Origin of the sequence: Psychrobacter sp. UBA3962 (assembly GCF_002385225.1) — a bacterium.
Lineage (GTDB): Bacteria > Pseudomonadota > Gammaproteobacteria > Pseudomonadales > Moraxellaceae > Psychrobacter.
In genome coordinates this window covers 1-25,205 of record NZ_DGDC01000002.1, presented here as the reverse complement: position 1 = coordinate 25,205, position 25,205 = coordinate 1, and the positions used below count along the sequence as shown (strand labels likewise).

Annotated in this window: 23 protein-coding genes; 11 read left to right on the top strand and 12 right to left on the bottom strand. The window is 42.7% G+C overall.

Features of this window, described 5'->3' with window-relative positions; translation table 11 throughout:
• Window positions 1-5 precede the first annotated feature (5 nt).
• Window positions 6-1,190, top strand: coding sequence for a L,D-transpeptidase family protein (locus B3S92_RS00195; protein WP_296201720.1), 1,185 nt, complete (start codon window positions 6-8; stop codon window positions 1,188-1,190).
• Window positions 1,191-1,240: 50 nt separating this feature from the next.
• On the opposite strand, the gene B3S92_RS00190 is transcribed toward B3S92_RS00195, so the two are convergent.
• The 5 genes from B3S92_RS00190 to B3S92_RS00170 all read right to left on the bottom strand — a co-directional run bounded on the left by B3S92_RS00190 (window position 1,241) and on the right by B3S92_RS00170 (window position 7,001).
• A complete protein-coding gene (locus B3S92_RS00190; protein ID WP_296201718.1) occupies window positions 1,241-1,852 on the bottom strand; it encodes a hemerythrin domain-containing protein in 612 nt (203 codons plus the stop codon).
• A 304-nt stretch (window positions 1,853-2,156) separates the two neighbouring features.
• Window positions 2,157-3,761 (bottom strand): AbgT family transporter, encoded by a 1,605-nt coding sequence (locus B3S92_RS00185; protein WP_296201716.1) that lies wholly within the window; start codon window positions 3,759-3,761, stop codon window positions 2,157-2,159.
• Between the two features lie 441 nt (window positions 3,762-4,202).
• Complete coding sequence (locus B3S92_RS00180) at window positions 4,203-4,919, bottom strand: hypothetical protein (protein WP_296201714.1); 717 nt, start codon at window positions 4,917-4,919, stop codon at window positions 4,203-4,205.
• 127 nt (window positions 4,920-5,046) lie between these two features.
• Window positions 5,047-6,384, bottom strand: a complete 1,338-nt coding sequence (locus B3S92_RS00175) for an FUSC family protein (protein WP_296201712.1) — start codon at window positions 6,382-6,384, stop codon at window positions 5,047-5,049.
• A gap of 59 nt (window positions 6,385-6,443) precedes the next feature.
• On the bottom strand, window positions 6,444-7,001 hold the full coding sequence (locus B3S92_RS00170) for a DUF421 domain-containing protein (RefSeq protein WP_296201710.1): 558 nt from the start codon (window positions 6,999-7,001) through the stop codon (window positions 6,444-6,446).
• A 289-nt stretch (window positions 7,002-7,290) separates the two neighbouring features.
• Here B3S92_RS00170 and B3S92_RS00165 point away from each other — a divergent pair, with 289 nt between their 5' ends.
• The 6 genes from B3S92_RS00165 (at window position 7,291) to B3S92_RS00140 (ending at window position 12,134) form a co-directional block, all read left to right on the top strand.
• Window positions 7,291-7,446 carry a DUF1328 domain-containing protein gene (locus B3S92_RS00165; protein WP_296201708.1) on the top strand — a complete coding sequence of 52 codons (156 nt, stop codon included), beginning with the start codon at window positions 7,291-7,293 and terminating at the stop codon, window positions 7,444-7,446.
• Window positions 7,447-7,731: 285 nt separating this feature from the next.
• The gene (locus B3S92_RS00160; RefSeq protein ID WP_296201706.1) at window positions 7,732-8,709 is read left to right on the top strand and encodes a metallophosphoesterase; all 978 of its coding nucleotides are present in this window, start codon (window positions 7,732-7,734) and stop codon (window positions 8,707-8,709) included.
• A 65-nt stretch (window positions 8,710-8,774) separates the two neighbouring features.
• Window positions 8,775-9,332, top strand: a complete 558-nt coding sequence (gene purE / locus B3S92_RS00155) for a 5-(carboxyamino)imidazole ribonucleotide mutase (RefSeq protein WP_296201703.1) — start codon at window positions 8,775-8,777, stop codon at window positions 9,330-9,332.
• A gap of 157 nt (window positions 9,333-9,489) precedes the next feature.
• Window positions 9,490-10,683 carry a 5-(carboxyamino)imidazole ribonucleotide synthase gene (locus B3S92_RS00150; RefSeq protein ID WP_296201702.1) on the top strand — a complete coding sequence of 398 codons (1,194 nt, stop codon included), beginning with the start codon at window positions 9,490-9,492 and terminating at the stop codon, window positions 10,681-10,683.
• A 26-nt stretch (window positions 10,684-10,709) separates the two neighbouring features.
• Window positions 10,710-11,159 (top strand): YaiI/YqxD family protein, encoded by a 450-nt coding sequence (locus B3S92_RS00145; protein WP_296201757.1) that lies wholly within the window; start codon window positions 10,710-10,712, stop codon window positions 11,157-11,159.
• A 333-nt stretch (window positions 11,160-11,492) separates the two neighbouring features.
• Window positions 11,493-12,134 (top strand): NAD(P)-dependent oxidoreductase, encoded by a 642-nt coding sequence (locus B3S92_RS00140; protein WP_296201700.1) that lies wholly within the window; start codon window positions 11,493-11,495, stop codon window positions 12,132-12,134.
• 4 nt (window positions 12,135-12,138) lie between these two features.
• On the opposite strand, the gene epmA is transcribed toward B3S92_RS00140, so the two are convergent.
• From epmA to B3S92_RS00110, 6 genes are all read right to left on the bottom strand, one after another.
• Window positions 12,139-13,149, bottom strand: a complete 1,011-nt coding sequence (gene epmA / locus B3S92_RS00135; protein ID WP_296201698.1) for an EF-P lysine aminoacylase EpmA — start codon at window positions 13,147-13,149, stop codon at window positions 12,139-12,141.
• Window positions 13,150-13,250: 101 nt separating this feature from the next.
• Window positions 13,251-14,390 (bottom strand): 4-phosphoerythronate dehydrogenase, encoded by a 1,140-nt coding sequence (locus B3S92_RS00130; RefSeq protein ID WP_296201696.1) that lies wholly within the window; start codon window positions 14,388-14,390, stop codon window positions 13,251-13,253.
• Between the two features lie 8 nt (window positions 14,391-14,398).
• The gene (locus tag B3S92_RS00125) at window positions 14,399-15,730 is read right to left on the bottom strand and encodes an AI-2E family transporter (RefSeq protein WP_296201695.1); all 1,332 of its coding nucleotides are present in this window, start codon (window positions 15,728-15,730) and stop codon (window positions 14,399-14,401) included.
• 329 nt (window positions 15,731-16,059) lie between these two features.
• Window positions 16,060-18,153 (bottom strand): glycine--tRNA ligase subunit beta, encoded by a 2,094-nt coding sequence (gene glyS / locus B3S92_RS00120; protein WP_296201694.1) that lies wholly within the window; start codon window positions 18,151-18,153, stop codon window positions 16,060-16,062.
• Between the two features lie 84 nt (window positions 18,154-18,237).
• Window positions 18,238-19,191: a glycine--tRNA ligase subunit alpha gene (gene glyQ, locus B3S92_RS00115; RefSeq protein WP_296201693.1), complete on the bottom strand. Its 954-nt coding sequence runs from the start codon at window positions 19,189-19,191 to the stop codon at window positions 18,238-18,240.
• Between the two features lie 383 nt (window positions 19,192-19,574).
• Window positions 19,575-19,787 carry a PspC domain-containing protein gene (locus B3S92_RS00110; protein ID WP_296201692.1) on the bottom strand — a complete coding sequence of 71 codons (213 nt, stop codon included), beginning with the start codon at window positions 19,785-19,787 and terminating at the stop codon, window positions 19,575-19,577.
• A 514-nt stretch (window positions 19,788-20,301) separates the two neighbouring features.
• On the opposite strand from B3S92_RS00110, the gene nadR reads away from it, so the two are divergent.
• Both nadR and pnuC read left to right on the top strand, forming a co-directional pair.
• Window positions 20,302-21,342: a multifunctional transcriptional regulator/nicotinamide-nucleotide adenylyltransferase/ribosylnicotinamide kinase NadR gene (gene nadR / locus B3S92_RS00105; protein WP_296201690.1), complete on the top strand. Its 1,041-nt coding sequence runs from the start codon at window positions 20,302-20,304 to the stop codon at window positions 21,340-21,342.
• A 122-nt stretch (window positions 21,343-21,464) separates the two neighbouring features.
• Window positions 21,465-22,202, top strand: coding sequence for a nicotinamide riboside transporter PnuC (gene pnuC / locus B3S92_RS00100; RefSeq protein WP_077450366.1), 738 nt, complete (start codon window positions 21,465-21,467; stop codon window positions 22,200-22,202).
• Window positions 22,203-22,324: 122 nt separating this feature from the next.
• Here the strand turns inward: pnuC and htpX are convergent, their stop codons facing one another.
• Window positions 22,325-23,236, bottom strand: a complete 912-nt coding sequence (htpX, locus tag B3S92_RS00095; RefSeq protein ID WP_296201688.1) for a protease HtpX — start codon at window positions 23,234-23,236, stop codon at window positions 22,325-22,327.
• Between the two features lie 324 nt (window positions 23,237-23,560).
• Between htpX and B3S92_RS00090 the strand changes: the two genes are divergently transcribed.
• Window positions 23,561-24,010, top strand: a complete 450-nt coding sequence (locus B3S92_RS00090) for a DUF962 domain-containing protein (RefSeq protein ID WP_296201687.1) — start codon at window positions 23,561-23,563, stop codon at window positions 24,008-24,010.
• 451 nt (window positions 24,011-24,461) lie between these two features.
• Window positions 24,462-25,085: a YceI family protein gene (locus B3S92_RS00085; RefSeq protein WP_296201686.1), complete on the top strand. Its 624-nt coding sequence runs from the start codon at window positions 24,462-24,464 to the stop codon at window positions 25,083-25,085.
• Window positions 25,086-25,205 lie beyond the last annotated feature (120 nt).

Genomic DNA, 25,205 nt, shown 5'->3' with positions numbered 1-25,205 from the left:
CAGTAATGTTTTCGATGTCCTCTCATTTAAGACTACTGCCTTTGCGTAAACCTTTGCCAAGCCGTATGTTAATTATGTCTGCTTTAATGAGCTCAGTAGTCCTAACTGGCTGCTCGCCTTCAAACAGTGAAACTCCTGGGGGGGAAACTGGCTCCATTGAGCAGATGAAAGAAGATATTTTGGGGGTGCTGACACCTGAAGCCTCCCTTGAATCTGAGATAGAACAGCCGGCCGAGCCTGTTAAACAGTTCAAACCCAATGTCAGTCAACAGTTTATTGGTGAAACTGAATCACAGCTACGTTTGGCCAAGGCTTTCCAAGAAGTGCCTTACAGCTTAGACGCTCTGCCTGAAAAAGCACAACAGGTAAATAGCGCTCAATGGACCCCTGATGCCATCTTAGATGAGAACTTAATTATCAAGATCCAAGGCTTACTTAATTACAACCATCACTCTGTGGGCGCTGTCGATGGCCGCTTCGGTGAGAATGTCATTAAAGCTTTGCAGGTATTTCAGGAAAGAAACGGACTTGAAGCTGATGGCCAGATGACCCCTGAGACTTGGGCCAAACTCACTGAAGACGAAACGGTTACCTCTCAGCCTGTATTGGTTAATTATGACTTGACCAAGGAAGACGTGACTTTAATTTCGCATCCCAAAGGACAGCAGTTCACCAGCGTCCTTGAAGCTGTGGCTGAGAAATTTCATATGAGTCAAGGTCTGCTGTTAAGGCTGAATCCTGAGACCCCATTTGAGGAAGGCAACACCATCTTAGTGTACAACCCTTATCAGCCCAATGAGCAAGAAGTGCATAGAGTGGTAGCGGTTAAAGCCAAAAACTTACTCTATGCCTACAATGATAAAGATGAGTTGGTAGCCAGCTATCCTACCACGATGGGAAGCGTGTATAAGCCTTCCCCAGAGGGGGAATATAAAGTCCTTAGTCGTATCAAAGATCCGACTTATAACAAGGACTTTAGTAATGAAAACAGTGTGTTACCACCCGGCCCGAATAACCCAGTAGGCCGAGTCTGGATTGGTATTAACAAACCCAGCTATGGCATTCATGGCTCACCTAATCCTGAAAGAATCAGCCGTCAAAACTCGTCAGGCTGTGTGCGTCTAACCAACTGGGATGCGCTTGGGCTATATGGAACGATTGAAGAAGGGGCCAAAGTAGAGTTCTTATAGCTTATAGCTTATAGCTTATAGCCTCAGTTTCTATATTGGCGTTACCCTCATCAACGTAATGCCAATATAGGCACCACCAAATCCTCTTCATCGGTCAAATGCTGCGATAAAAAATCAGTTCCGGTAATTAAATTAGCATGTAAGCGGTCTGCCAAAGCCTTATCTTCACTCTGTGCCTTTGCCAGCTCATCATTTAAGCTTTGCATTTCATCCAACAAAGCATTAAGTCTCACATGATCTCGTTCTAGTATCTCAAAACCTGCCTTTAACTGCGGATATAAGCTCACAAACTCTGGGAAGAACCCATGATCTTCAACGCTATGATGCTGATGTAGCTTCAGCACATGCATGCTAATACGCTGCAGAATTTGGGTCCGATAATTGTCCCAGTTTAAGGCGCCCATCAAGTATTCTTCACTTAACTGGCGCAAGATACGTTGGCGCTTACGAATATTGGTATGTACGTTTAACCAGCTTGAGGTTTTATAAGCATAGTCAGAGGAGTACCACTGATTGGCAGGCAGTTTCTCTAGTAAGAATAGCCAGTCTGATTGTAACCGAGACTCAGGATGTCGAGGCGTTACGGTTGGCTTGGTACTATCCTCAGTACTATCAAGCTTAGATTGGGTTTGGGGTGCCAACTGTGAGTTATTGATGCCCATAACGATCCTCTTTATGGTAAAAAGCTAATATAAGGTAAAAGGTTATAGCTGATCATTAACAATCAATACTAAACCAAATTTATTAAATATTTAGTATTTATATAGAGTCTTACTTTCTATAATCAACCCTCAAAGTTGTCATTATCAGTCAACAGTGCATATCCACTTTACAGCAATAGCTTTTATTACTTTCATAACAAGTCCTCTACTCTCCTTAGCTTTATCCCTAGATACTTAGCAAAAAAAAAGACCTTCATACTAGATGAAGGTCTTTAAGCAAAGTTCGACTTTTTTCGATTGAAGCTTAGCGGGCTGGGTAGAAAGTTTCCGCGCCAGGGCCCACAGGTAAGCCTAGAACAAAGACCCAGACACAGAATAAAACCGTCCAACCGAATAGGAATATCATCGAATAAGGCAACATCATTGCCATAAGCGTCCCGACTCCCGTGTCTTTTTTATAGCGCATAGCCACCGCTAGAATAAGACCAAAGTAACTCATCATTGGAGTGATGATGTTAGTGGTTGAGTCGCCAATACGATAAGCGGCTTGAATCATCTCGGGTGCATAACCGGTCAACATCAACATCGGTACAAAAATAGGGGCAGTAATGGCCCACTGAGCCGAAGCTGAACCCAACATTAAGTTAACAACCGCACAAATTAAGATAAAACCAACCAGTAGTAAAGGACCGGTTAGGCCGATATCATTCAAGAAAGTGGCCCCAGCTACGGCCATTACTGATCCTAAGTTTGACCACTTAAAGAAGGCAGTAAATTGCGCGGCAAAAAAGACCAGTACAATATAAATGCTTAGCGACTTCATAGAATCGCTCATGGCATCGACCACATCTTGGTTATTCTTGATGCTACCGGTGATTTTACCGTAGATATAACCTGGTAGAGCGAAAAACACAAAGATAAAGACCACAATCCCATTTAAGAAAGGTGATCCTGAAACCAGTCCGGTTTCTGGGTGACGTAAAATACCATCTGCAGGAACGATGGTCCAGGCCAATAACCCACAGAAGATTAGCATGCTAATACCGGCCCAGATAAGCCCTTTTTTCTCAACAGCCGAGACCTTTTCAATTTGATTGTCTAACACAGAGGCATCCTCTGCATCATTGGGGTTATATTTCCCTAAGCTTGGCTCAACAATCTTTTCGGTGACAAAATAACCTAGACCACTAATTAGGAAAGTACTGGCTATCATAAAGTACCAGTTTGCTTCGGCACCCACCACATAAGCTGGGTCAATAATGCGAGCAGCCTCTTGAGTAATCCCCGATAATAATGGATCCACTGTGCCCAGTAGTAAGTTAGCACTATACCCCCCTGAGACCCCAGCGAAGGCGGCAGCTAACCCTGCCAATGGGTGACGCCCTAAAGAGTGGAAAATCATCGCTGCTAAAGGAATCAATACCACATAACCAAGCTCAGAGGCGGTGTTAGACATAATACCCGCGAAAACAACGGTTAACGTCACCATCTTCTTCGGAGCATTCATTACAAGACCACGCATGGCCGCTGAAATCATGCCTGAGTATTCAGCAATACCCACACCCAATAACGCCACCAAAACAGTGCCTAAAGGCACGAATCCAGTGAAGTTGGTTACTAAGTTTTCAACTATACGGGCCAGACCTTCTCCATTTAGTAGGTTGACCACATATATCATACCGTCTGCAGAACGATCAGCCGTGTCCGCGGGTCTAGGGTCAATAACGGAGACCCCAAAATAAGACAATATGGCCGATAAGATTAATAAAAACACCGACATCCAAACAAATAGAATGACTGGGTGAGGTAATAAGTTACCTAGCCACTCTACCCCTTTCAAAAATCGCTGCATGCGCGAGCTGTTAGCACTCGACTCAAAATTAGAGTTTGGTGAACCACTTCCTTGCATGGGTTGTTACTCCTATTCGAAAAAATCGGTAAAATTTACATAAAGGTTTGCCCATGTGACTTACAGTCACTCCAGGTGTAAAAATGAAAAAATTAAAGCTTGAAACTTAAAATTTGAAAGCGGCGATTGAAACACATTTACCAATTGGAAACAAATACTTTCAGTTCACAAAAAAAATAGTTTGTAGTAAAAGCCCTTTATAAATAAAGGTTTCAGCAAAACAATCTCTTAAAAAACAAGTTTTTTTTATTAAAATCGCTGTACTTCAGACTTGATTTTTTTACTAAAAAAAGATAGGTATAGCTTTAAATAGCGCAGCCTGATTTACTCAAATCAATAAAAAAAGCCCCTCATTAACATCATGAGAGGCTTTGGGCGGGCCATACGCCACCTATTATTGAAGGCTATAGCCTTGAATATAACTTTAATTTAAATATAGCTTTAATCTGGGGTAGAGTTCATTTGGGACCAGATTTCTGAGAACCTTTGCTCTAGCTCAGCGCGCATCTGTTGGGTCAGCTTAGTGCATAAATGACGTAAACCATGCACCGGAACGCCAGCCACCTCGGTATAAGCATAATAGGGCTCCATTTTTCCCATCAACGGCAATTGCTTTACCGTAACTTCCTGCCCTTCTCCATACTGCTCTAAAAATCGATCAAACGCTCGCCAGCCCATACATATAATATGCTTAGGCTTAATTTCCTCAATGTCGAGCCGGGTTAGTGCCTGATGCTCCTGCTGCATCTCAAGCGGTAATCCTGCCAACTGCGCTTGTAGCACCTGCTCTTTAGGAGCGGCAAAATAGGACACAAAGCTGGTCTCGGCGCAGTGCTGTAAGCGTTCTATATTGCCGCCACAAATCACCTCCACAATACGATTGGCATAACGACTGCCTCTCTCAACATCCTTAATGTATTTGCAAGGAACCGCTTCGAAATCTTTGACTACGGCTTGAGCCCGACGAGCCTCAATATCGCCCCAATCCTCTCGATTACTGTGGCCAGGGTTAATGCTAACAAAAAGCATATCGGGATGTTTCACTTGTCCGGTAATAAAATGGCCGGTATAGCAAAGCGGGTCACTGCCCAGTATCAGATTGGCCCGTGCTACAAACTCATTAATCCGTCGCTGTTTGTCTTCAAAATAATCACTCATTATAAATGGCTCTCCACTGCCCTAACCCCAACAGGTACTGTTATATCTATCTTATTTAGGATGTGGGATGTGTTGTGATTAATATAGGTTATCTGGTGGCTTATTTACGCTTTAATCAATCCCATTTTTATAAATCCAGATCGCTCTCTCTACCATGCGCATGAATACGACGCTGCTCTTGACGCTGATAACGAAGGCCCGACCCTCTATACCATTGTGCTTGAGTTTGTTGTAGCAAATCGCTCAAACTTTGCAGTTGGCCCTGCAAGGTCTGGGTTAACCAAAAATAGCCTTGCCATTCAAAAGGTAGAGTCTGCACACTAGGATAATCTGAAACCTTAATGCGGGTAATCGGACGAAATTCCTGATCACTAGGGCTACGTAACACAGCCGCAATGTGGCGCATGCCTTGGGTTAATTCTTGGTGATAATGATCCACCAAAATACGGTTTTCTTCATCAATAGGGCTGTGCGCAAGCTTTGGGGCGGCACTCAATAGTAAGTCAATGGTACCAATGATATTACGATGAGTCCGCTGAATCATATCCAGATCCGGAGTGTCTATCCCAGACTCTTTGGCCGTAGCTTCGATATGACCTCTTACCCGCAACAGGCGCTTATTGATCTCTTTAAACTGCTCCACCATGTCTTTATTAACATAGGTGGCAGACGCAGTATTGGTCACGCCCTCAATGGCCGTTACGGTAGTGGCCCCTAAGTCCAGCTGTACATTTTGACTATCTAGACTAGTAACCCCAACCGAGCTTGGGTGGTGTTTATTTAGCTCATTATCTGCCGCCTCACTTTCTGTAACCTCCGCTTCAGCAAAACGCTGATCTAAGCTTGGGTCTGAGATATAGTCCTCTACCCCATCATACATATCAGCACAAGCATCTAGATTCTTCGCCAATAAAAACCGCCACATTAAGGTCGACTTTAGGGGCACTATTAAAGTGGCTGCTACCGCAAATAGGGTGCCAATTAACACATTAAAAGCCCGTGCTACGCCATCAGGGCCAATACTATTATAGCTAGAGATGACCATACACATGGTGATCCCTGTTAACAGCCCAATATAGCCCAGCTGCTTAATGGAGTAATAGCCTATCACCCCGCTAATGACGCCCACCAACACATAATATAACCACGCTACCCCAAAGTAGCCTTGGAGCTGGTGATTAATCCATAACAGACCTAAGCCCACTGCAATACCCAGTAGAGTCCCTAACACCCGCTCTTTGGCTTTGGTATAAATGGCTCCTTGGTATTGCAGCAAGCCCAAAATAACAAACACGGTAATGGTAGACCATTCTGAATGCGGAATTTGTGTAACTTGACTGAATATCAAAGAAGCAACGACCGCTGCCCCCAATCTAATTGAGTGCAATAAATCAGCATGCAAATAACGAGCATAGGGCTCTATCAGCGGTGCCATTAAGCGGTCTTTTAAGGATAATTTATTCATGGTCTAAAATTCTGGGTTATGGGCCCTACCTTTATATATGTGAAAAGCAGGCCTTCAGACTATTTATTTTGGGTAGGATTAAGCAAATACTCACAGTCTCGAACATCATCGAATAAAGCCCTATCAGCAGCGGTGTCATTTTGCTTGATAACGCTAATATCTCCTGTGGTTTCCATGATTACAGCGAATATCTCAGATTTAGACTTGATGCCATTTTTTCGAAGTACCTGATGGAGGTCACTCTTTGATAAACTGGCCTGCTTAATATTATCCCAATAATAGTCACCATGCGCCATCAGTACCACAGGCTCATTATCAATTAGGTCTTTTAGAGGCTTAACTTTACGACGTATCATCGACACCATGGCCTGCAATAGAAACAACATTGCCATCGCCACCAGCCCTTGTAATAAAGAAGGAGACTTAGACAGGACCGTTGAAGCCAAAATGCTACCAATACCTACTGTCATCGCAAAGTCGTGGCTCGATAGCTTAGAAAAGCTACGCAGCCCCATCAAACGGGTAAATAGTATCAAGCCAAAGTAAATACCTATGGCTGATAAGGCGATACCCCCTACTTGACTCCAGTCCATTGAAAACCATTTTGACCAATCCATAGTGCTCCTTTTGTTGTAGTTTGTGGGGTTAAGAATACGGTTTAATACAAATCCTAATAACACAAGCCCTAATAACACAAGCTCTGATAAAAAGAGGGCGTAATATATAAATCTTTGCTACAACATAACAATAGCACACTGAATGTATAACAATAAGTCACCATATTGTTTTTCCCATCAGTTATTATAAATCATGCTTATTAATTGTAAGCATTACAACAAATCAAAAAAAAATCAGAAACCAATTTTAAAATCTGAAATAATATTTCAGCTTTACAAGGAGTGTGTTATGTTTAGATGGGCCATTATATTTGCGGTAATCGCTTTAATAGCAAGTTTGCTAGGCTTCGGCGGTGTAGCAGGCTTGAGTCAAGACTTCGCTTACATTTTCTTAGTAATCGCAGTGATCCTATTCATTGTTAGCTTCATTTCACGTAGAACTTAAGACTTGACCAGATTTAGAGCAGTTAATTGACGTTAAATCTAGGACTGTTAAACTACTATCAAGTAGTGTGATGAATTACAAAATTTATCGTCACTAGCTGAGACAGTCAGTAGCTTAAACAAAAAAACACCTCCGGGTGTTTTTTTGTTTTTATAGCTTTATTGAGGTAGCAATGCCAACTCCGAAGGTTGTCATTGACTTAGGTTATAGTTACTATCAAACCATAAAGCTAACATACAAAATATAAAATAAATAAGCCATTTCCTCTATTTAAGGAATCAGCCTATGATTTATGATGTTATTGGCGACATTCATGGTCATGCCGATAAATTAAAAGGCCTACTCACCAAACTGGGCTACACTTTGACCCAGCATGAAACTTTGGATCTACATTATTACCAGCCCCCGGAAGGGCACCGTGCTATTTTTATCGGAGACTTAATGGATCGTGGCCCACAGGAAATTGAGTCTCTTGAAATTGTCTATGCCATGTTAGATGCTGGCGTCGCTGACGCAGTCATGGGCAACCATGAATACAATGCTCTGGCCTATGCCACGGTTGATGAAACCGCCATGCAGCAGCAAGATTCTACCCAAAACCTGTATTTGCGCCGTCATAATGAGACCCATACCCGCCAGCACCAAGCCTTCTTAGATGAGGTGCCTTTTGGTTCTGAGGCTCATAAGTACTGGCTTAGTAGATTTTCTGAGCTGCCATTATGGATTGAGACCGAGCATGCCTGTTTTGTTCATGCCTGTTGGGATGTCGATAATATGGCACTATTAAAACCCATGCTAACTGCTGACAATCGTCTCACGGCAGAAGCTTTGCAGCGCACAGGGCAGAAGCATTCTGTAGAATATGATGCTTTAGAGCGGGTGCTTAAGGGGGTGGAGATACCTTTGCCCGATGGAGTAAGCTTCACTGATAAAGATGGTGCTGTACGCAGCCGTGTACGGGTAAAATGGTGGGAGGATCAGCTACAAGGAAAGCGGATTGTCGACATTGCTCGAGCCCCACGTTCCGACTTGGCTCAAATTCCTCAGCAGGCACTGGTAAAGGACTTAGACTTTCGTTTAAAGACCAACAAACCGGTATTTATCGGTCATTATTGGCTCACAGGCACCCCTGCTCCGCTAAGCGATCAAGTGGTCTGTACTGACTATTCAGCGGCAGGCACAGGCTATTTAACCGCCTACCGCTTTGATACCAATAACCCTTACCCTCTATCCCCCGAAAACTTTGTGCAATATACTGACTGATAAAAGTCTTTTTATTAATCCAAAAGTTTTGTATGATGAATGTTTTTTGCAAGGAAACTCAAGCCATGGCAAATGCCACAACCAAATTGCAAGAAGCCCCTCTTGGGCCAATTAAATCTCCAGCTGGCGCACCAAAAGTAGGGATTATCATGGGCTCACAATCTGATTGGGCCACCATGAGTTTGGGCGTACAATTATTGGCAGAGTTCGGTGTACCCTTTGAATGCGAAGTGGTTTCAGCGCACCGTACTCCCGATAAACTATTTGATTATGCTAAGTCTGCTAAAGACAAAGGCTTACAAGTCATCATCGCTGGTGCTGGTGGTGCCGCTCACCTGCCTGGTATGTGTGCCAGTCAAACTGAGCTACCCGTCTTAGGGGTGCCCGTTAAGTCCTCGACTCTAAGTGGTTGGGACAGCCTACTGTCTATTGTACAAATGCCCAAAGGCATTGCTGTAGGCACTTTAGCCATTGGCACAGCGGGGGCTTATAATGCGGGTCTATTGGCCATTCAAATTTTAGCCTTACAAGATGAGTCTCTAGCCAAACAACTGATAGAGTTCCGTCAAAACCAAACTGAGACTGTCTTAGCTAGCCCGACACCTGGCGTAATCAATAGCTAATTTTGCTATACTTGAGTGATTAGTAATTATTCAACAAATTGGTGCTATTAGCACCTTTTTGTTTTTACAATCCTCTTTTATCTGCCTTGTATTGACCCATTACGTTGTATTTATTTTATTATTTTTCTATCCCCTTTAACTGTATTAAGAGCCGAATATGACCACAGCTAATGCTTATCCTGTAGCCCAAACCATCCGCACTATTGGTATTCTTGGTGGCGGTCAACTCGGTATGATGCTGGCCGCTGCCGCCTTACCGTTAGGTTATCGTTGTGTTTTTTTAGAAGATGCACCAAATTGTCCTGCGTCTTTGTATGGCCAAGTGTTCAGCAGCGAACAGCTTGAAGACTTTATCGCTGCAGCAGATGTCTTTACTTTAGAGTTTGAAAACACCCCAGCAGAAACAGTAGCCCGCTTAAAACAACTGTCTGAGTCGGGTAAAAAACAAGGCATGTTCCCACCCCCGCAAGCTCTGGAGGTGGCTCAAGACCGCTTAAGTGAAAAAAGCTTGTTTAATGAGCTTGATATCAAGACGGTTCCGTTTATGAGTGTCAGCTCGAAAGCAGAGCTTAAAGCAGCGAGTGATCAGCTTGGATTGCCTTTGGTATTGAAAACTAGTCGAGGGGGCTACGATGGCAAAGGTCAGTTTGTGGTTAAAACTGAAGCCGATATCACAGAAGCTTGGAAAACATTGGGGGATGCAGTGAGTGGCAAAGGCAATCTAACCCCTACTCCAGCTCCGTTGATTGCTGAGGGATTTATTAACTTTAGCCGTGAAGTTTCTATCATTGCTACCCGTGCTCAAGATGGGTCAATCCGTACGTATGACTTGGTAGAGAACAATCATCATACCGGTATTTTGGCCACCTCTCATGCTCCCGCTGTGGGCACCAGTCATTTGTTACCTGAAGCAAAAAAAGCCATTGAAACTTTAATGACCCATTTAGATTATGTGGGAACTATGGCGCTTGAGCTATTTGTGAGCAAAGATGAGAACGGCAAAGACGTTATTCTAGCCAATGAGATTGCACCTCGTGTGCACAACTCAGGACATTGGAGTATTGAGGGCGCGGTTACCAGTCAGTTTGAAAACCACGTACGTGCTGTGGTCGGATTACCCCTTGGTGATACCGATAACGTTTACCCTTCAGTGATGGTTAACGTATTGGGCGAATATCCAAAGCTAGCTGATGTATTGGCCATTGATGGGGCTCACTATCATACTTACCACAAAGAAGAACGTCCCGATCGTAAGATTGCCCACATTACCTTGATGCCAAATGATGTGGCTAAGCTTGAAGGCGCATTGGAGCAGTTGATAGCTATTCTACCCAACAAAATGGGTCTTTAGTAATGAGTAATACCTCAAATAGCGGTATGACCATCTGGATTGATGCTGATGCTTGCCCGTTGGTGGTGAAAGATCTGATCACCAAAACCGTGATACGCACCAATACCCCGGCTATTTTTGTGGCCAATCAGCCCATCAAAGTGCGTAAGTCACCGCTTATCAGCATGAAAGTGGTCGGCTCAGGTTTTGATGTCGCTGATGACTACATTGCTGATAATGTCGCTCCAGGTGATTTAGTAATTACCAGTGACATTCCTCTGGCCAATGATGTGCTCGATAATGGCGGACAGGTTCTCACCCCACATGGCATTATCTATGACAAGAACAACATCAAGCAAAAACTAAATGCCCGCGACTTTATGGACACCATGCGCTCAACAGGGGTGCTTGATTTAACTCAGATGGGCGGTCAAAAACCCTACTCTGATAAAGATAAAAAGCAATTTGCTGATGGGTTAAATAAATTAGTGCGCTAAGCTTTTAGCGCACTAATTTTATCAATACTGCTAATTTTACCTTACTGGCTCTGAACTTATTTGTTGAGTGGCCTATCTTTGCTTAATGTTGCTTAATGTCTCTTAATACCTACCTAGCTTCTCACTATTAATATGGATTGTCGGCTATCGACTTGCAAAGCCTATACACTCTGCAACCAATCTCTAGTGTGTTGCCTACAACCTTTCACCCAATAACATCGCTATTGTTGATACCCTAATTATTGTGAATTAATGCTGAAATACACGGCATCCGATTAGTTATATAGAGCTAAAAAATTAAAAACAACTAGAAACGATAATAGGAAAGTACTTATGAATATTTTAGTTATTGGCGCCAGTGGCCGAGTAGGCTCTGAATTGGTACAACAACTTTTGGAAAAAGGCCATAAAGTAACCGGCACTTCACGGGATGATAAGCGTTTATTCGAGAACGACAATTACACTCATCTGACCTTAGATTTAACCGCCGACAAAGAAGAGATTGCCAAACAAATAGCGGGTAACTTTGATGCCGTATATTTCACAGCAGGCTCAGGAGGCAAGGCAGTGTTAGAAGTGGATTTACATGGCGCAGTTAAGACCATGCAAGCCGCTCAAATTAAGGGGCTGACACGCTATATCATGTTGAGCACGGTATTCTCGTTAGACACTAGCAAATGGACTCTACCAGGTATTAATGAGTTAAAAGACTACTACATCTCTAAGCATTATGCTGACCAATATTTGGTTGAGAACAGCACCTTGGATTACACCATTGTTCAAGCCGGTGCGTTAAAAGAACGCGAACCCACAGGCAAAATTACCATTAATGCAGACTCCGCAGGTGAAAACGCCATTAAAGATGTCGCTGCTACTTTAGCGGCAGTATTGACAGCAGAAAACACCTTTAAAAAAGTATTTAGCATTCAAAATGGTGACAATGATATTACCGAGGCAGTAGCAAATATCAGCTAATGGCTTAGGCCAAACCAATACCAAAGCCAATAACTTCATCAATGCCTTTGGCCCCTGTTACTACCATTAACAGTCTGTCTACGCCCAAGGCAATCCCACTGCACGCTGGCAGATGATCACTGGCGGCTATCAGATGCTCATCAATGGGCATTATAGGTAGCCCGCGTTGAGCTCGCTCTTCATTGTCCGCTTCAAATCGGGCTTGTAGCGCAGCTCCATCTGCCAGCTCATCATAGGCGTTGGCAATTTCAATGCCATTGATATACAGCTCAAAGCGCTTGGCAACGTTGTTGCCTATTTCATCCTTTTCTACTTTAGCCAAAGCAGCAGTAGCAGGCGGGTAGTCGGTAATCAGTGTCGGTGACTGAAACCCGAGGTTAGGTTCAACCAAGTGGCTGAATAACACATCTAGCCAGCCCTGACGGTCTTCGCCCAAATCTAAGCCAGCGAAGCCATGCTCAGCTGCTACCTCAATCAATGACTCAAGGCTTGCTGTCAGCGGATTAAGCCCAACATAATCCATAAATGCTTGGCTGTAACTATATTCAACCAAAGTTTGTGGCTGTCCATAAACTGCAGCCAATAAATCAGACAACTCAGCAGCCAGTGCCTCAAGATCAAAACCAGGGCGATACCACTCAAGCATGGTAAACTCGCTGTTATGACGACTACCCACTTCATTATCTCGAAATACCGGACAAATTTGATAAATCGCTACCTTCCAACTTGCCAGCATTCGCTTCATTGCGAATTCAGGAGAGGTATGTAGATAATGGGTTTGTGGCTTATCTTGCACCGTAACGTTAGTCGATATCGACGGCACAAAGACATCGGTATTTCCTGCCTGCGACATTAACGGAGTCTGTACTTCAAGCACCTGACGTTCTGCGAAGAACTGACGAATTTGCGCCATAAGTTGAGCCCGCTTAACCGCCATTTGTAAGCTCATTGAAGGCGCATAGCTTTGATAGTCCTGGTTTTCAGTAGTAGAGACAGACGATATGGAATTAGACATGGCTTACTCTTAATGTACTTATATTAAATAAGGCCCAATTAAGGGCCCCGTTTGAAAATCTATTGAGTCAGGGAAGACTTTAAAAGACGAGCATAAAATTGTTAACGCTCAAATAGCCACTCACGGCGCAGCGCATAATTTTTACGCAGACCATCAAATTTTTTAGCTAATACGGCTTGAGCTTCACTGTTAATACTTTCTCTTAACAAAGCATCATCGGCTTTAATATCATAAAATTTAGCCAGCTGCTCTGGCGCCTGTTTTAACTGCTGCCAGCGATACGGATTCTCTGGTAATAGTTCATCCATCAAATACGCAGATTGTATGGCGACTTCTCCCGACCCTTGAGGTCCAAAGACAGTTAAAAACTTATCGAAAATTATTTGAGTGCCACGCAATTTACCTTCCAGCGTGTAGCCAGCAATATGCGGTGTGGCAATGGTTAACTTATTAAGTAGCTCAGCGGGGACAATCGGTTCATGCTCAAAAACATCTAGTACTACTTGACGCTGAGGGTTTTGCTCAAGTTCGAGCAGTAATTCTGCTTCGCTAATCACTGGCCCACGCGCTGAATTTATCAATATCGTGGTATTAGCCATTTTTGCCAATGCTTGTTTATCTATCAAGTGATAAGTTGGATAGTCGCTATCTGCAGCTCGAGTTAGGGGCACATGTAGGCTAATGACATCACTTTGGGTCAATAGTTGCTCAAAGCTGGCATTATTAATATCAGAGGTTGGCAATAAAGGGTCATAGCCGAGCACCTGCCAACCAAGGTCTGCTGCATACCCTGCTAAAGTACTGCCTATATTGCCTAGACCAATGATACCCAGTTTAACAGGCACGGCTTGGCTGTCATTTATGCCGGAGTTATCAGAGAGCCAATACTGCGGACGGAGATTAAAAATAGCGGTTAATACATACTGCGCTACCGAGTGCTTACTGCAACCCGCGGCATTTGAAAAGTAAATACCTCGCTCATGTAGATAATCTTGATCAACATGATCAGTGCCAATAGTGGCAGAGCCCACATATTTTACGCTGTCGTTATCTTTCAAAAGCTCAGCATTAATCGGAGTAACTGATCGGATCAATAAGGCATTCGGTTGGTACTCAGCGATCATAGCGGCATCAATATCACGTCCTGCTACGGCAATGACGTTAATCGGCTGCTGCAAAATATGTTCATTAAAATAATCGTGTAGATGGGCAATATTACTATCCGCAAGTATAGTGAGCATGATAGATACTAATCCTTATCTGAGTGAGGGTGCGATTTTTGCTCGGTCGCCTCGTCTGACTGCGTCTCGCTACTCTCTGGCATATGTGGTTTTTTATTGCTTATGTGCTCGCTACAATTATCATTACTGATTGAATCCACTTTATCTGCCCCATGTAGCGCTGAATCAGCAAATGGATACTTGCTAAACGACACTACCTCTGGAGAGATTTCAAAGGACATGGGACGGTCGGCAGGTTTCCACTGATGTTGGTTTAGCTTAGTATAGTACGGTGCAAAAATAACATTGCGGTGTTGATTAATCCATTCTCGCCATACAGCTAAAGCAATGGCCAATACCACAGGTCCAATAAATAAGCCCACAAAGCCAAAGGCTGTTAAACCGCCCAATACCCCAATAAAGATAATGATAAAGGGAATTTTGGTAGCACCAGAGATGACAATCGGCCGAATTAAGTTATCAACCCAACTGATTACCAACATGCCCCAAAGTGCCAAACCAATAGCTTCAGCGGTGTGACCTTGAGTCAACAGCCAAATAGACACCCCCATCCAAGCAAAAGGAGTACCAAAAGGAATTAGCGCTACAACGAAGGTCATCAAGGTCAATAAGATAGGACTAGGCGCCCCTGCGACATAATAACCAATACCTGCCAATATGGCTTGGGCCAATGCGGTCAGACCAATCCCATAAACCACTGCCTGAGTGGTTGAGCCTACCGAATCAATATAATCATCAATACGGTTACCAATAATATTACGTAATGCCTGACGAATTTGCTTCATCAAACTAATACCATCGCGGTAAAAGAAAAAGATAGTCATCAAAGCCATACCCATTTTGGCCATGGTACTAAAGGCAACGTCTAAGGCGACTTTCCCATAATACAAGTGTGACTGCAACCAAGCCCTAAAAGCACTCAAAGAAGCCTCTGGGTCTTTGTTAATTTCCCACAAGATATCTTTAACTTGCTGTCCTATTACTGGGATATTCTTAATCTCTTCAGGCAAATCAACGTAGCCTACTTTGATTCTGTACAGTAAATTACTGTATAAGTTGACCGCCTCTTGTTGCAGCACAAAAAGACCAAGCACAATAGGCACCCCAAGCATCAGCGATATGCTGATAGTCATGATACCGGCACTGATATTAGGACTAAGTTTAACTTTTTGATGAAAGAAATTATAAACAGGAAAGGTCACGTAGGCCAAAATAGCAGCCCATAGAGCGGGTACAATAAAAAACTGCACCACTCTAAAGCAAAGAATGAATAATATCACCAATAAAGTAGCTGTCAGCACTCGCTGTGTGACCCGCTCCCGTGTCCAATTTTCAATCATAACAAGCGCATATCCAAGTAACGTAATATGAAATTTAGAGAAGTCCAAGCTACTCTATTATGCGACAAGACTTTAATAATAAGTAATGTTAACTTGTAACTTTTACTTACAATATTTATGCCGCTCGCTCCCTCGATAATACAGACTTTGCCAGATTATTATCAGCCCTCCTTAATGTTTGATTGATTCGAGATTTGGGAAGTTTAGAGAGATGGGTTACTGCTTTTATAGTTGCTAAAAAAGAGCATAACGCAAAAACGTTATGCCCTTAATTTTAGTTGCCCAATAGGCGATAGCTCAGAAATGAGTTCCGAAACAAATCCTCTAAACTAGATCTGTAACTCACCGACATCGGCCACAGTTAAGAATAGCTCGCGTACTTGCTTTAACAAGGCTAAGCGGTTTGCTTTTAAGGCTTCATCTTCACTATTTACCATCACATTGTCGAAGAAACCTGTCAAAGGCGCCTCTAGGGTAGCCAGAGACTGCAAGATTTGATTGTATTGAGCTTCAGCCTGCAAAGGAGCCACTTCTGTCTTGGCGACCGTTAACGCTTGATACAAGGTTTTCTCAGCTTCTTCAGCCAATACCGACTCATCAACTGACTGCCCTACTTCGCTCTCTGACTTGGCTAAGATATTGGCAACCCGTTTGTTAATCTCTGCCAAAGTTGCGGCTTGTGGCAAGTTATGGAACTCATTCACCGCCTGTAATCTCTGATCGAAATCTAAAGGCTGGTTTGGATTGATGGCCAAGACAGCTTGAATACTATCGACACTGATACCTTGTTCAGTATACATGGCACGATAGCGTGAGTTGATAAAGGCCATAACTTGAGTCAAAGTTTTTTGATCGTCAGCCAGTTTACCCTGATAGTTCTCAACCGCTTGTTCGATTAACTCTTTTAAGTTAATAGGCAGCTTTTTCTCAATTAAGATACGCAATACCCCAATGGCTGAGCGACGTAGACTGAAAGGGTCTTTTGATCCTGTCGGGGCTTGATCAATGCCAAAGATTCCTACTAGAGTATCTAGACGATCTGCTAAGGCCAAGCTAATACCAATGGGCGTTTGCGGTAACACATCGCCACTAAACTTAGGCAAGTACTGCTCTTCAATCGCCGCAGCTATGGTCTCAGGCTCGCCATTTAAACGGGCATAATAAGTCCCAGCGATACCTTGAAGCTCTGGGAACTCGCCCACTAAGGTACTGGTTAAGTCTGCTTTTGACAGCAGGGCGGCTCGTTTGGTTTGCTCAACATCAATGTCTGAATAGCCTTCAATGTTTTGCTCTTTGAAGGTGGTTGCAATAATTGCTGCCAACTTAGCAATACGCTCTGATTTCTCCCAAATGGTGCCCAGCTTATCTTGGAATACCAGATTTTTTAGGTTTTCTGACATTTCGATAAGTGGCTGCTTTTGGTCTTGTAAGAAGAAGAACTCCGCATCGGCCAAACGAGGACGCACTACCTTTTCGTTACCACTGACCACCTGGCTGGGGTCTTTTGACTCAATATTACTAATGAAGATAAAGTAAGGCTGTAGTTTGCCATCTTTATCGGTCAAACAGAAATACTTTTGATCCGCCTGCATGGTGCTAATCAAAGCCTCTTGTGGCACTTGTAAAAAGCGCTCTTCAAAGCTTGCGCGTAAAGCCACTGGCAGATCAACCAAGGCCGTCACTTCATCCAGTAAATCTTGAGGCACAATGGCTTCAGCATTTACTTCAGCAGACAGCTTTTTAACCCCTTCAACGATTAACTGTTGGCGACGGTCAAAGTCAACGATAACCTTATTCGCTTCAAGAATGCTTTCATAATCCTTGGCATGCGCTATCACGATAGGCTGTGGTGAGTGATAACGGTGACCTAAAGTCTGGTTGCCTGCTTGTAGACCTTGGATAGAAGCCTCAATAACTTGGTCATCTTGCATTAGCACCAACCATTTTACAGGACGCACGAACTCTTCACGGCTGGCGCCTGAACGCATACGCTTAGCAATAGGTAAATTATCTAAAGCATTTTGGAAAATAGTCGGCAACAATTCAGTGGTCTTTTGACCCTGAACGGTTAACTCATAGCCGATGTAATCCCCTTTATCAGTTTCAATGGTCATCAGCTCGCTGACATCAATACCCAAGCCTTTGGCGAAACCTTCAGCGGCGCGCGTAGGTTTACCTTCGGCATCATAAGCCGCCTTCACTGCAGGACCGCGCTTTTGCTCTACACGATCGGGCTGCTTATCACTGATTCCCTCAATCAGTAGGGACAAGCGACGAGGGGCTGCCATAACCTTTAAGTGGTCATAGCTGATATTAGCGTCTTGTAATTGAGTTTCAACGCTCGCTTGTAATGAATCACGTAAAGGCTTTAGGCTTTTTGGTGGCAGCTCTTCACTACCCAGTTCAAATAAAATTGTACTCATGAAATTCTCTATTTTGGAAGATGTTATAAATATTTATAGGCTATCGATACCGTATGAAAGCTTGTAACAAATCAATTTAAAAGATTATTTGTCGGCTTTCTCATCCGCAGGGCTCTCATCTTTTGGCAAATACTTATTCAAGGCTGCCTCTTTGTGCGCCTCATCTGCCAATGGGAAACCCAGCTTAGCGCGTGCTTGAACATAACCTTGCGCTACTTTACGAGCCAAAGTACGCACTCTTAAAATAAAGCGTTGGCGCTCGGTTACCGAAATTGCACCACGGGCATCAAGCAAGTTAAAGGTATGCGACGCTTTTAAAACCATCTCATAAGCCGGCAAAGGTAGATCTGCTGCTACCAACTTATCTGCTTGCTCTTCATAGAAATTAAATAGATCGAACATCTTTGGCACATCAGCGTGTTCAAAGTTATAAGTCGACTGCTCTACCTCATTTTGATGGAACACATCGCCATAGGTCACTTTACCGAATTCGCCATCGGTCCAAACCAGGTCATAGACGCTATCCACGCCCTGGATGTACATCGCTAGACGTTCAAGACCATAAGTAATTTCACCGGTTACAGGGAAGCACTCAAGGCCACCCACTTGCTGGAAGTAAGTGAACTGCGTCACTTCCATGCCATTTAACCAAACTTCCCAGCCTAAGCCCCAAGCCCCTAAAGTAGGAGATTCCCAGTTGTCTTCGACAAAACGCACATCATGGGTCAGGGTATCAATCCCAATCGCCTCTAAAGAGCCTAAATAAAGCTCTTGAATATTTGGTGGGTTTGGCTTCATAACCACTTGGAACTGATAATAATGTTGTAAGCGGTTAGGGTTGTCTCCATAACGACCATCAGTTGGGCGACGTGAAGGCTGGACATAAGCGGCGTTCCACACCTCTGGGCCTAAAGAACGCAAAAATGTCGCAGTGTGAAAGGTCCCTGCGCCCACTTCCATATCGTAAGGTTGTAAAACCACACAGCCTTTTTCTGCCCAATAAGTTTGCAAAGTCAAAATCAATTGTTGAAAAGTCATAATGTCGCCACGTTTTAATGAAAATAGGGATGAATAAGCCAGTCGAATGTGACCGCTTAGAGTCAATTTTTTTAAGGGTGTACTTTAATACGCTCACCTTACTAAAAAAACGCTATTTTATCTATATTGTAAGTCGAAATGATGCAAATGATAGACAAAAAAATACCTAGATGGTAGCCCATCTAGGCAGGAGGAAAAGCATGCTATCGTGGTCAACAGGTGGCCACTCATCTTATTGTAGTTATACGAATTATCTAATTTGATTATCTTATTATATATTTTTTTATAATGTCTGAGGTTATAGTAATGTTTCAGGATATTACGCGTTGGCTAATATCCTGATAAGTCTCTGTGCTTAGTAAGCCCCTGCAATTAAGCATAAATTAAACATAAGAATCTGCAGTAGCTTTTGGCATGATGAGCCATAGGATTAAGTAAATCAAAATACCTGGGACGGCGGCACTAGCACTAGAGATAATAACAAACAAAATACGGGTCAAATTAGGCGACCAGCCAAAATACTCAGCGACTCCGCCCATAACGCCAGCAATTATGCGATGATTACGTGAACGATGTAATTTATTTAATCTTGCCATTACAACTTTCTCCTTTCTAAAATGACACGGTAACAAACTGCCAAATTAGCTGTAAAAAATAACAGGCAACAAGTCAATAAAGGAAACAAAGGTTGGCTGTGCTATTCTATAAGTTTGTTACAGTCGGGCTTATATCTACCCTAATGAATCTAACTTATATTATTATAGCGCTGATTAATAATATTGCTGTTTAGACTTTACCCTGTCTTTGTAACTTTATACTAAAACCTTTGCTGAAAACTAGGGATAAAATCGCAGTGTGAGTATGTGTAACTTATTATTTTAACAACAATTATTTTAATTTAAGTTTCTCCCTCCTGCTCAGTACAATCCTTCCGAGTGCTACGGAGTATAATGACTTACAAAGGATAAAAACTAACAAATACATACCGACCTATTTATCAAAACCAAACCACCAAAATAACTATTTAAATGGCTTTCAAATTAAATGACTTTCAAATCATTAAAGTTAAATTATTAAAGCTAAGTAACTTAAGCCACTAAGGATTTTATTATGCAAAAATCAGGACTGATGATTGGCCACTTTGAGCCTCTTCATTTAGGACATATTCGTAGCATTTTGCATGCTTCATCAATCGTTGAGGTATTGCACATCGTCATTACCCAGCACCCCAATCCCAATCCTAGATTTCCGGTAACACTGCAAGATAAAGCGCGTTGGCTACAAATGGCCTGTAGTGACTTGCCTTTTATTAAAATTCATACTTGTGATGACTTTTCTTTTCCCGTACATGACAGTATCGAAGACATTACCATCAATATTGATGCCTATAACGCTAAGATCGACTACATTCAAGACAAGTTCGCTATTGATAGTGACAATGTTCTGCTAGTCACAGAAGGGCACCCTTTATCGAAGCCTGCCGTGACTTCAGCCTTAAATATTGAGGTCACCACCACCCCGCTTCATCCCGAGTTCGACAGTACCGCCATTCACTACAACCCAATCGCTAACTGGGATATCATCCATCCTGAAGCGCGTGGCAACTACACCCGTACAGTGGCTATTGTTGGTGGCGAAAGCTCTGGAAAAACTACTTTGGCCCATAAATTGGCCAACTATTATGGAGCTGATTTGGTGTTAGAGATGGGCAGACTGTATGTCGGTACTGACCTTGGTGGCACAGAAGAAGGGCTGCAATATAGTGATTATGGTCCCATCGCTTTAGATCATGCCCAAGCCATGCGTGAGACCATGTACCAAGCGCAATCTCCAATCACCCTTGTCGATACCGACTTTGTGACCACCCAAGCCTTTTGTGAAGAATACGAGGGGCGTACTCATCCTTTCGTCACCGCTTGTATAGAAGAGTTCCGCTTTGACCATACCCTATTTTTGGCCAACAACACGCCTTGGGTAGATGACGGTATGCGCTCTTTGGGCAGTCAAAGTGCTCGTGAACGTTTTGAGGACAGACTAACCGCCCTATTTGAGCGTCACAATATCGAAACGCATCGAATTACTAGTCCCGATTATTTCCAGCGCTATCAAGAGGCTATCGCCTATATTGACCAGCATGTTTTTAATAAATAAACTGGTCATAAATAAATAGCTTACCCTTAAAATTGGTATAAGATTTATCTAAGTCTGTCTGGATCAAAACCACACAGACCTTGCCCAAACCTAGTTGCTAACCTTTCACATTAAGGACTAACATGCGTATCAAACTACTCGATAACCTCACTGGAAAGTGGGCCTTACAATGGATTATAGCCTGGTTCATCTTCGGTGTGATTGCGCTAAGCTCTGGCTTTTGGCTGACCACAGAGCATACCCAATTAGATTGGTTTTATTTAGGGGTTTCTCTAGTAGGTTTAGGCTGCGTGGTGTCTTTGTCTTTTCGCAGAAATGTCATGGGCAATGGTTTAGGTATGCTGGCAACTGCCGGAGAAGTTGTGGTGCAAGGAACTTCAGGAGCTGTCGGCCTGATGTTGGCTCCCTTATTTAACTTCTTCACTCATGCCTATGGCCTTTTTTATTGGTCAAAAAACACAGATCCTGATGGCAACATGGTGCCAAAATCCGCCACAAAATGGGTTTGGTTGGTTACTCTAGCCTTCATTGCCATTGGTCTGGCCATGTTCCCTATAGTTAACGATTGGTTGGCCCAAAAAGGCTATGCTGTGGTTCAAGATGATGGTAGTCAGTTTTTAGGCATGATAGATTTTTATTGGATTAATGTCTTTGCCTTTGTACTTTCAATTACTGCCCAGGCCACAATGATCCTGCGTTACTCTTTTAACTGGTGGATTTGGATTGCAGTAAACTTCGTGTGGTTAATCGTTAACCTAATGACAGGCAATTACATCTTCGCTATTCAGACCATGGTCTATCAGATTAACTCTTTTATTGGTTTATATGAGTGGCAGCGCAGTGCAGCAGAAGCCGCTTAGCTACTAAACAGTTTTATTTAAATAAAAAAATACCGCGATTATTTGCGGTATTTTTTTGTGTTAAATTTTATCTTGTTAGGCTTTATAGCTTAATTAACTATAGAACCTATTAAGAGAACCTATTAAGCTTTGCTAGGATTATAGTCTTTTAAAGCAGCAATACGATCATCTAGCGTAGGATGCGAACGGAAAAAGTTAGCAATACTGAAGCTTTGTGATTGGCCCGTTGAGATAGCAAAAGCTTTCATATTCTCTGGCATTTGATCCGGACGCTGTTCTGCAGGGCGCAGAGCATCTAAAGCACTGATCATTTTCTCACGGCCAGCCAGCTTCGCTCCCATTTCATCAGCACGAAACTCACGCTTTCTTGAGAACCACATCACAATCGCTGACGCTAAGAAGCCCAGTAAGATATCCATCAAAATACTGGTCACAAAGTAACCAATCCCTGGACCGTCCTCGTTTTTGAAAACCACTCTATCAACGAAGCTTCCAACGACACGGGCGAAGAACATCACGAAAGCGTTAACCACGCCTTGAATCAAAGCCAACGTTACCATATCGCCATTGGCCACGTGACCAATTTCATGGGCCAATACCGCCTCAACTTCATCAGGAGTCATGGTATGTAATAGGCCAGATGACACAGCGACTAAGGCTTTGTTTTTGTTCCACCCAGTAGCAAAAGCATTGGGCTGAGCATTATCAAAGATACCCACTTCAGGCATATCAATTTTTACTGCTTTGGCTTGCTTTGCTACGGTATCCACAAGCCACTTCTCAGTAGCATTACGAGGCTGTTCAATGACCACTGTACCTGTTGATCTTTTGGCCATCCACTTAGATAGCAATAGTGACACCATCGAGCCCACCATGCCGTAAATGGCACACATTACCGCTAGGCTACCAAAATTTATGCCTCCGGCACCGTGGACAGAGCCGAGACCAAAAAAGGCCGACAAAATACTAAAAACAATGCCGAAGACCACCAGCACTGCTAAGTTGGTTAATAAAAACAGGCCAATACGCATCATACGTTAACTTCCTTTAAATATATTTTAGAAGCAATAGGAGGCTCATTATTACCTAAAATATAAGACCCACTTTGCAACTGTCATGACTAACTTAAATGGGGTCTTTGTGCTAAAAATTCAATATTTTCTTTATTTATATCGTTGGCTATGGGCTAAATATATAGACTTTAAGCCTACCTTCTACACAGCGGTTTACTTTAGGGTGGGTTATTGCAATAATAAGTTAATCACATTATAGATCTTAGCGCGGTCACTAGTTCGGCCAAGGCTCTGCAATATACGCTATTGGGAACTTACTCCCTATTAACTAATAAGGACATTAGAATGGCATCACGTAAACGCTCTGAAAAGCGTAGCTTAGATCAATGGCTGGCTGACTATGCGGTTAGCCACCAAAACCCTATTAACAAAAAAATCCATTGGCTATGCGTACCCACAATTTTTGTGAGTATTTTAGGCATGGGTATGTCTGTAGCGGCTTGGTTCACTATCGTAGCTGCCATGCTGGTGGCCATATTCTACTTGCGTCTATCTACCCCGTTATTTATCGCTATGGGTATGTTCATGCTGATCAGTATGGCTGCCATTGCCTTACTGCCTTTAGGATTCAAGGCTTGGGCGGCTATCTTCGTGGTGGCATGGATTGGGCAGTTTATTGGACACAAGCTTGAAGGTAAGAAACCTTCCTTCTTTGAAGACTTACAGTTCTTGTTAATTGGACCGGCCTGGGTAGCCCACACCCTAATGGGGAAAAAAATCAAACCCAGTGCCTAAATCACTTTATATTCTCTGAATCAGTCGCTCTACTTTTTTGAAGCAGGCTACTAATATTTATGCCACTAATGATATCGGAAAAAATATACTCCGAGTTTGTTAGTAGCTTCAATTGACAGTTATTCAGCCAATTACAGTGATTTCCTCTATTCTGGTTATTACTGCTAATTAAAAGATTATCAATAACTAAATGACAACCAAAAGATTTGGTTTTGCCCTCCTACACCTGCAAAAATTGATAAATATTTGTTAAACTATGGGCTACTATATGTAAGCCTTACTTATTAACCGTGTTTGGCTTTGTAAGTAAAAGCTTAATTAAAGCCTTGATAAGCTAACTTTTATTAGTGAGCCGTCAGCTTTAATTCAAAGAACTAATTTAAAACTATAAACTTTTTCATCTTATGCAAATTTTGTTGATAAATAAAAGTCTTTTAAAGGAGAAACAACTGTGAAATTATTAAAAAAATCATTAAGCCTTGCGGTACTTGTTGGTCTTGGCACTGTAAGCGTTGCGAGTAATGCGGCCACTTATGAAATCGACCCCAATCACGCCAACGCTCGTTTTTCTGTAAATCATTTTGGCACCTCAACTAACGCTGGTGGCTTCTATGGTCTTACCGGTATTGTTCAATACCAACCCGAAGCGAAAAAAGGTTTCGTAGGTGTGACTATTCCTATTGGTAGCTTAGAAACGGGTAATAAAACTTTTAACAAGCACCTAAAATCTGCTGACTTCTTTAATGCAGAGAAGTTTCCAACCGCTTACTTCAAATCAACTGAATGGCAGTTTGATGGCGATAAAGTGAAGGCGGTTAAAGGTGACTTAACCTTACTGGATCAAACTCACCCAGTAACTTTAACTGCCACCAACTTTAATTGCTATGACAGCCCAATGTTAGAAACCCAAGTATGTGGTGGTGACTTCGAAACCACTATCGATAGAACCAAATGGGGCATGAATACTTATACCGATGGCGGTATAATGAAAGATATCAAGCTAAAGATTCAGATTGAAGCCGGTCTAAAAGACGACAAGAAGACCGAGAAAAAAGAGAACAATAAAAAGTCTTAATATACACAGGCTTTAATCCAATTTTGGCCAATCTTGCTTTAGTTTATAACGCTTAGGCCAAAAAAAGGCGCCACTTGATAGTGGCGCCTTTTTTGTTATCAATGTCCCGTCCTGAAATAA

Bases quoted from the DNA above. Each gene is read 5' to 3' on its own strand.
- B3S92_RS00175 (WP_296201712.1), bottom strand. From the start codon at position 6,384: ATGAATAAATTATCCTTAAAAGACCGCTTAATGGCACCGCTGATAGAG.
- glyQ (WP_296201693.1), bottom strand. From the start codon at position 19,191: ATGACTTTTCAACAATTGATTTTGACTTTGCAAACTTATTGGGCAGAA.
- B3S92_RS00195 (WP_296201720.1), top strand. From the start codon at position 6: ATGTTTTCGATGTCCTCTCATTTAAGACTACTGCCTTTGCGTAAACCT.
- pnuC (WP_077450366.1), top strand. From the start codon at position 21,465: ATGCGTATCAAACTACTCGATAACCTCACTGGAAAGTGGGCCTTACAA.
- B3S92_RS00165 (WP_296201708.1), top strand. From the start codon at position 7,291: ATGTTTAGATGGGCCATTATATTTGCGGTAATCGCTTTAATAGCAAGT.
- B3S92_RS00110 (WP_296201692.1), bottom strand. From the start codon at position 19,787: ATGGCAAGATTAAATAAATTACATCGTTCACGTAATCATCGCATAATT.
- B3S92_RS00160 (WP_296201706.1), top strand. From the start codon at position 7,732: ATGATTTATGATGTTATTGGCGACATTCATGGTCATGCCGATAAATTA.
- B3S92_RS00145 (WP_296201757.1), top strand. From the start codon at position 10,710: ATGACCATCTGGATTGATGCTGATGCTTGCCCGTTGGTGGTGAAAGAT.
- B3S92_RS00190 (WP_296201718.1), bottom strand. From the start codon at position 1,852: ATGGGCATCAATAACTCACAGTTGGCACCCCAAACCCAATCTAAGCTT.
- glyS (WP_296201694.1), bottom strand. From the start codon at position 18,153: ATGAGTACAATTTTATTTGAACTGGGTAGTGAAGAGCTGCCACCAAAA.
- B3S92_RS00180 (WP_296201714.1), bottom strand. From the start codon at position 4,919: ATGAGTGATTATTTTGAAGACAAACAGCGACGGATTAATGAGTTTGTA.
- B3S92_RS00140 (WP_296201700.1), top strand. From the start codon at position 11,493: ATGAATATTTTAGTTATTGGCGCCAGTGGCCGAGTAGGCTCTGAATTG.
- purE (WP_296201703.1), top strand. From the start codon at position 8,775: ATGGCAAATGCCACAACCAAATTGCAAGAAGCCCCTCTTGGGCCAATT.
- B3S92_RS00150 (WP_296201702.1), top strand. From the start codon at position 9,490: ATGACCACAGCTAATGCTTATCCTGTAGCCCAAACCATCCGCACTATT.
- B3S92_RS00170 (WP_296201710.1), bottom strand. From the start codon at position 7,001: ATGGATTGGTCAAAATGGTTTTCAATGGACTGGAGTCAAGTAGGGGGT.
- B3S92_RS00185 (WP_296201716.1), bottom strand. From the start codon at position 3,761: ATGCAAGGAAGTGGTTCACCAAACTCTAATTTTGAGTCGAGTGCTAAC.
- B3S92_RS00125 (WP_296201695.1), bottom strand. From the start codon at position 15,730: ATGATTGAAAATTGGACACGGGAGCGGGTCACACAGCGAGTGCTGACA.
- nadR (WP_296201690.1), top strand. From the start codon at position 20,302: ATGCAAAAATCAGGACTGATGATTGGCCACTTTGAGCCTCTTCATTTA.
- epmA (WP_296201698.1), bottom strand. From the start codon at position 13,149: ATGTCTAATTCCATATCGTCTGTCTCTACTACTGAAAACCAGGACTAT.
- B3S92_RS00090 (WP_296201687.1), top strand. From the start codon at position 23,561: ATGGCATCACGTAAACGCTCTGAAAAGCGTAGCTTAGATCAATGGCTG.
- B3S92_RS00130 (WP_296201696.1), bottom strand. From the start codon at position 14,390: ATGCTCACTATACTTGCGGATAGTAATATTGCCCATCTACACGATTAT.
- htpX (WP_296201688.1), bottom strand. From the start codon at position 23,236: ATGATGCGTATTGGCCTGTTTTTATTAACCAACTTAGCAGTGCTGGTG.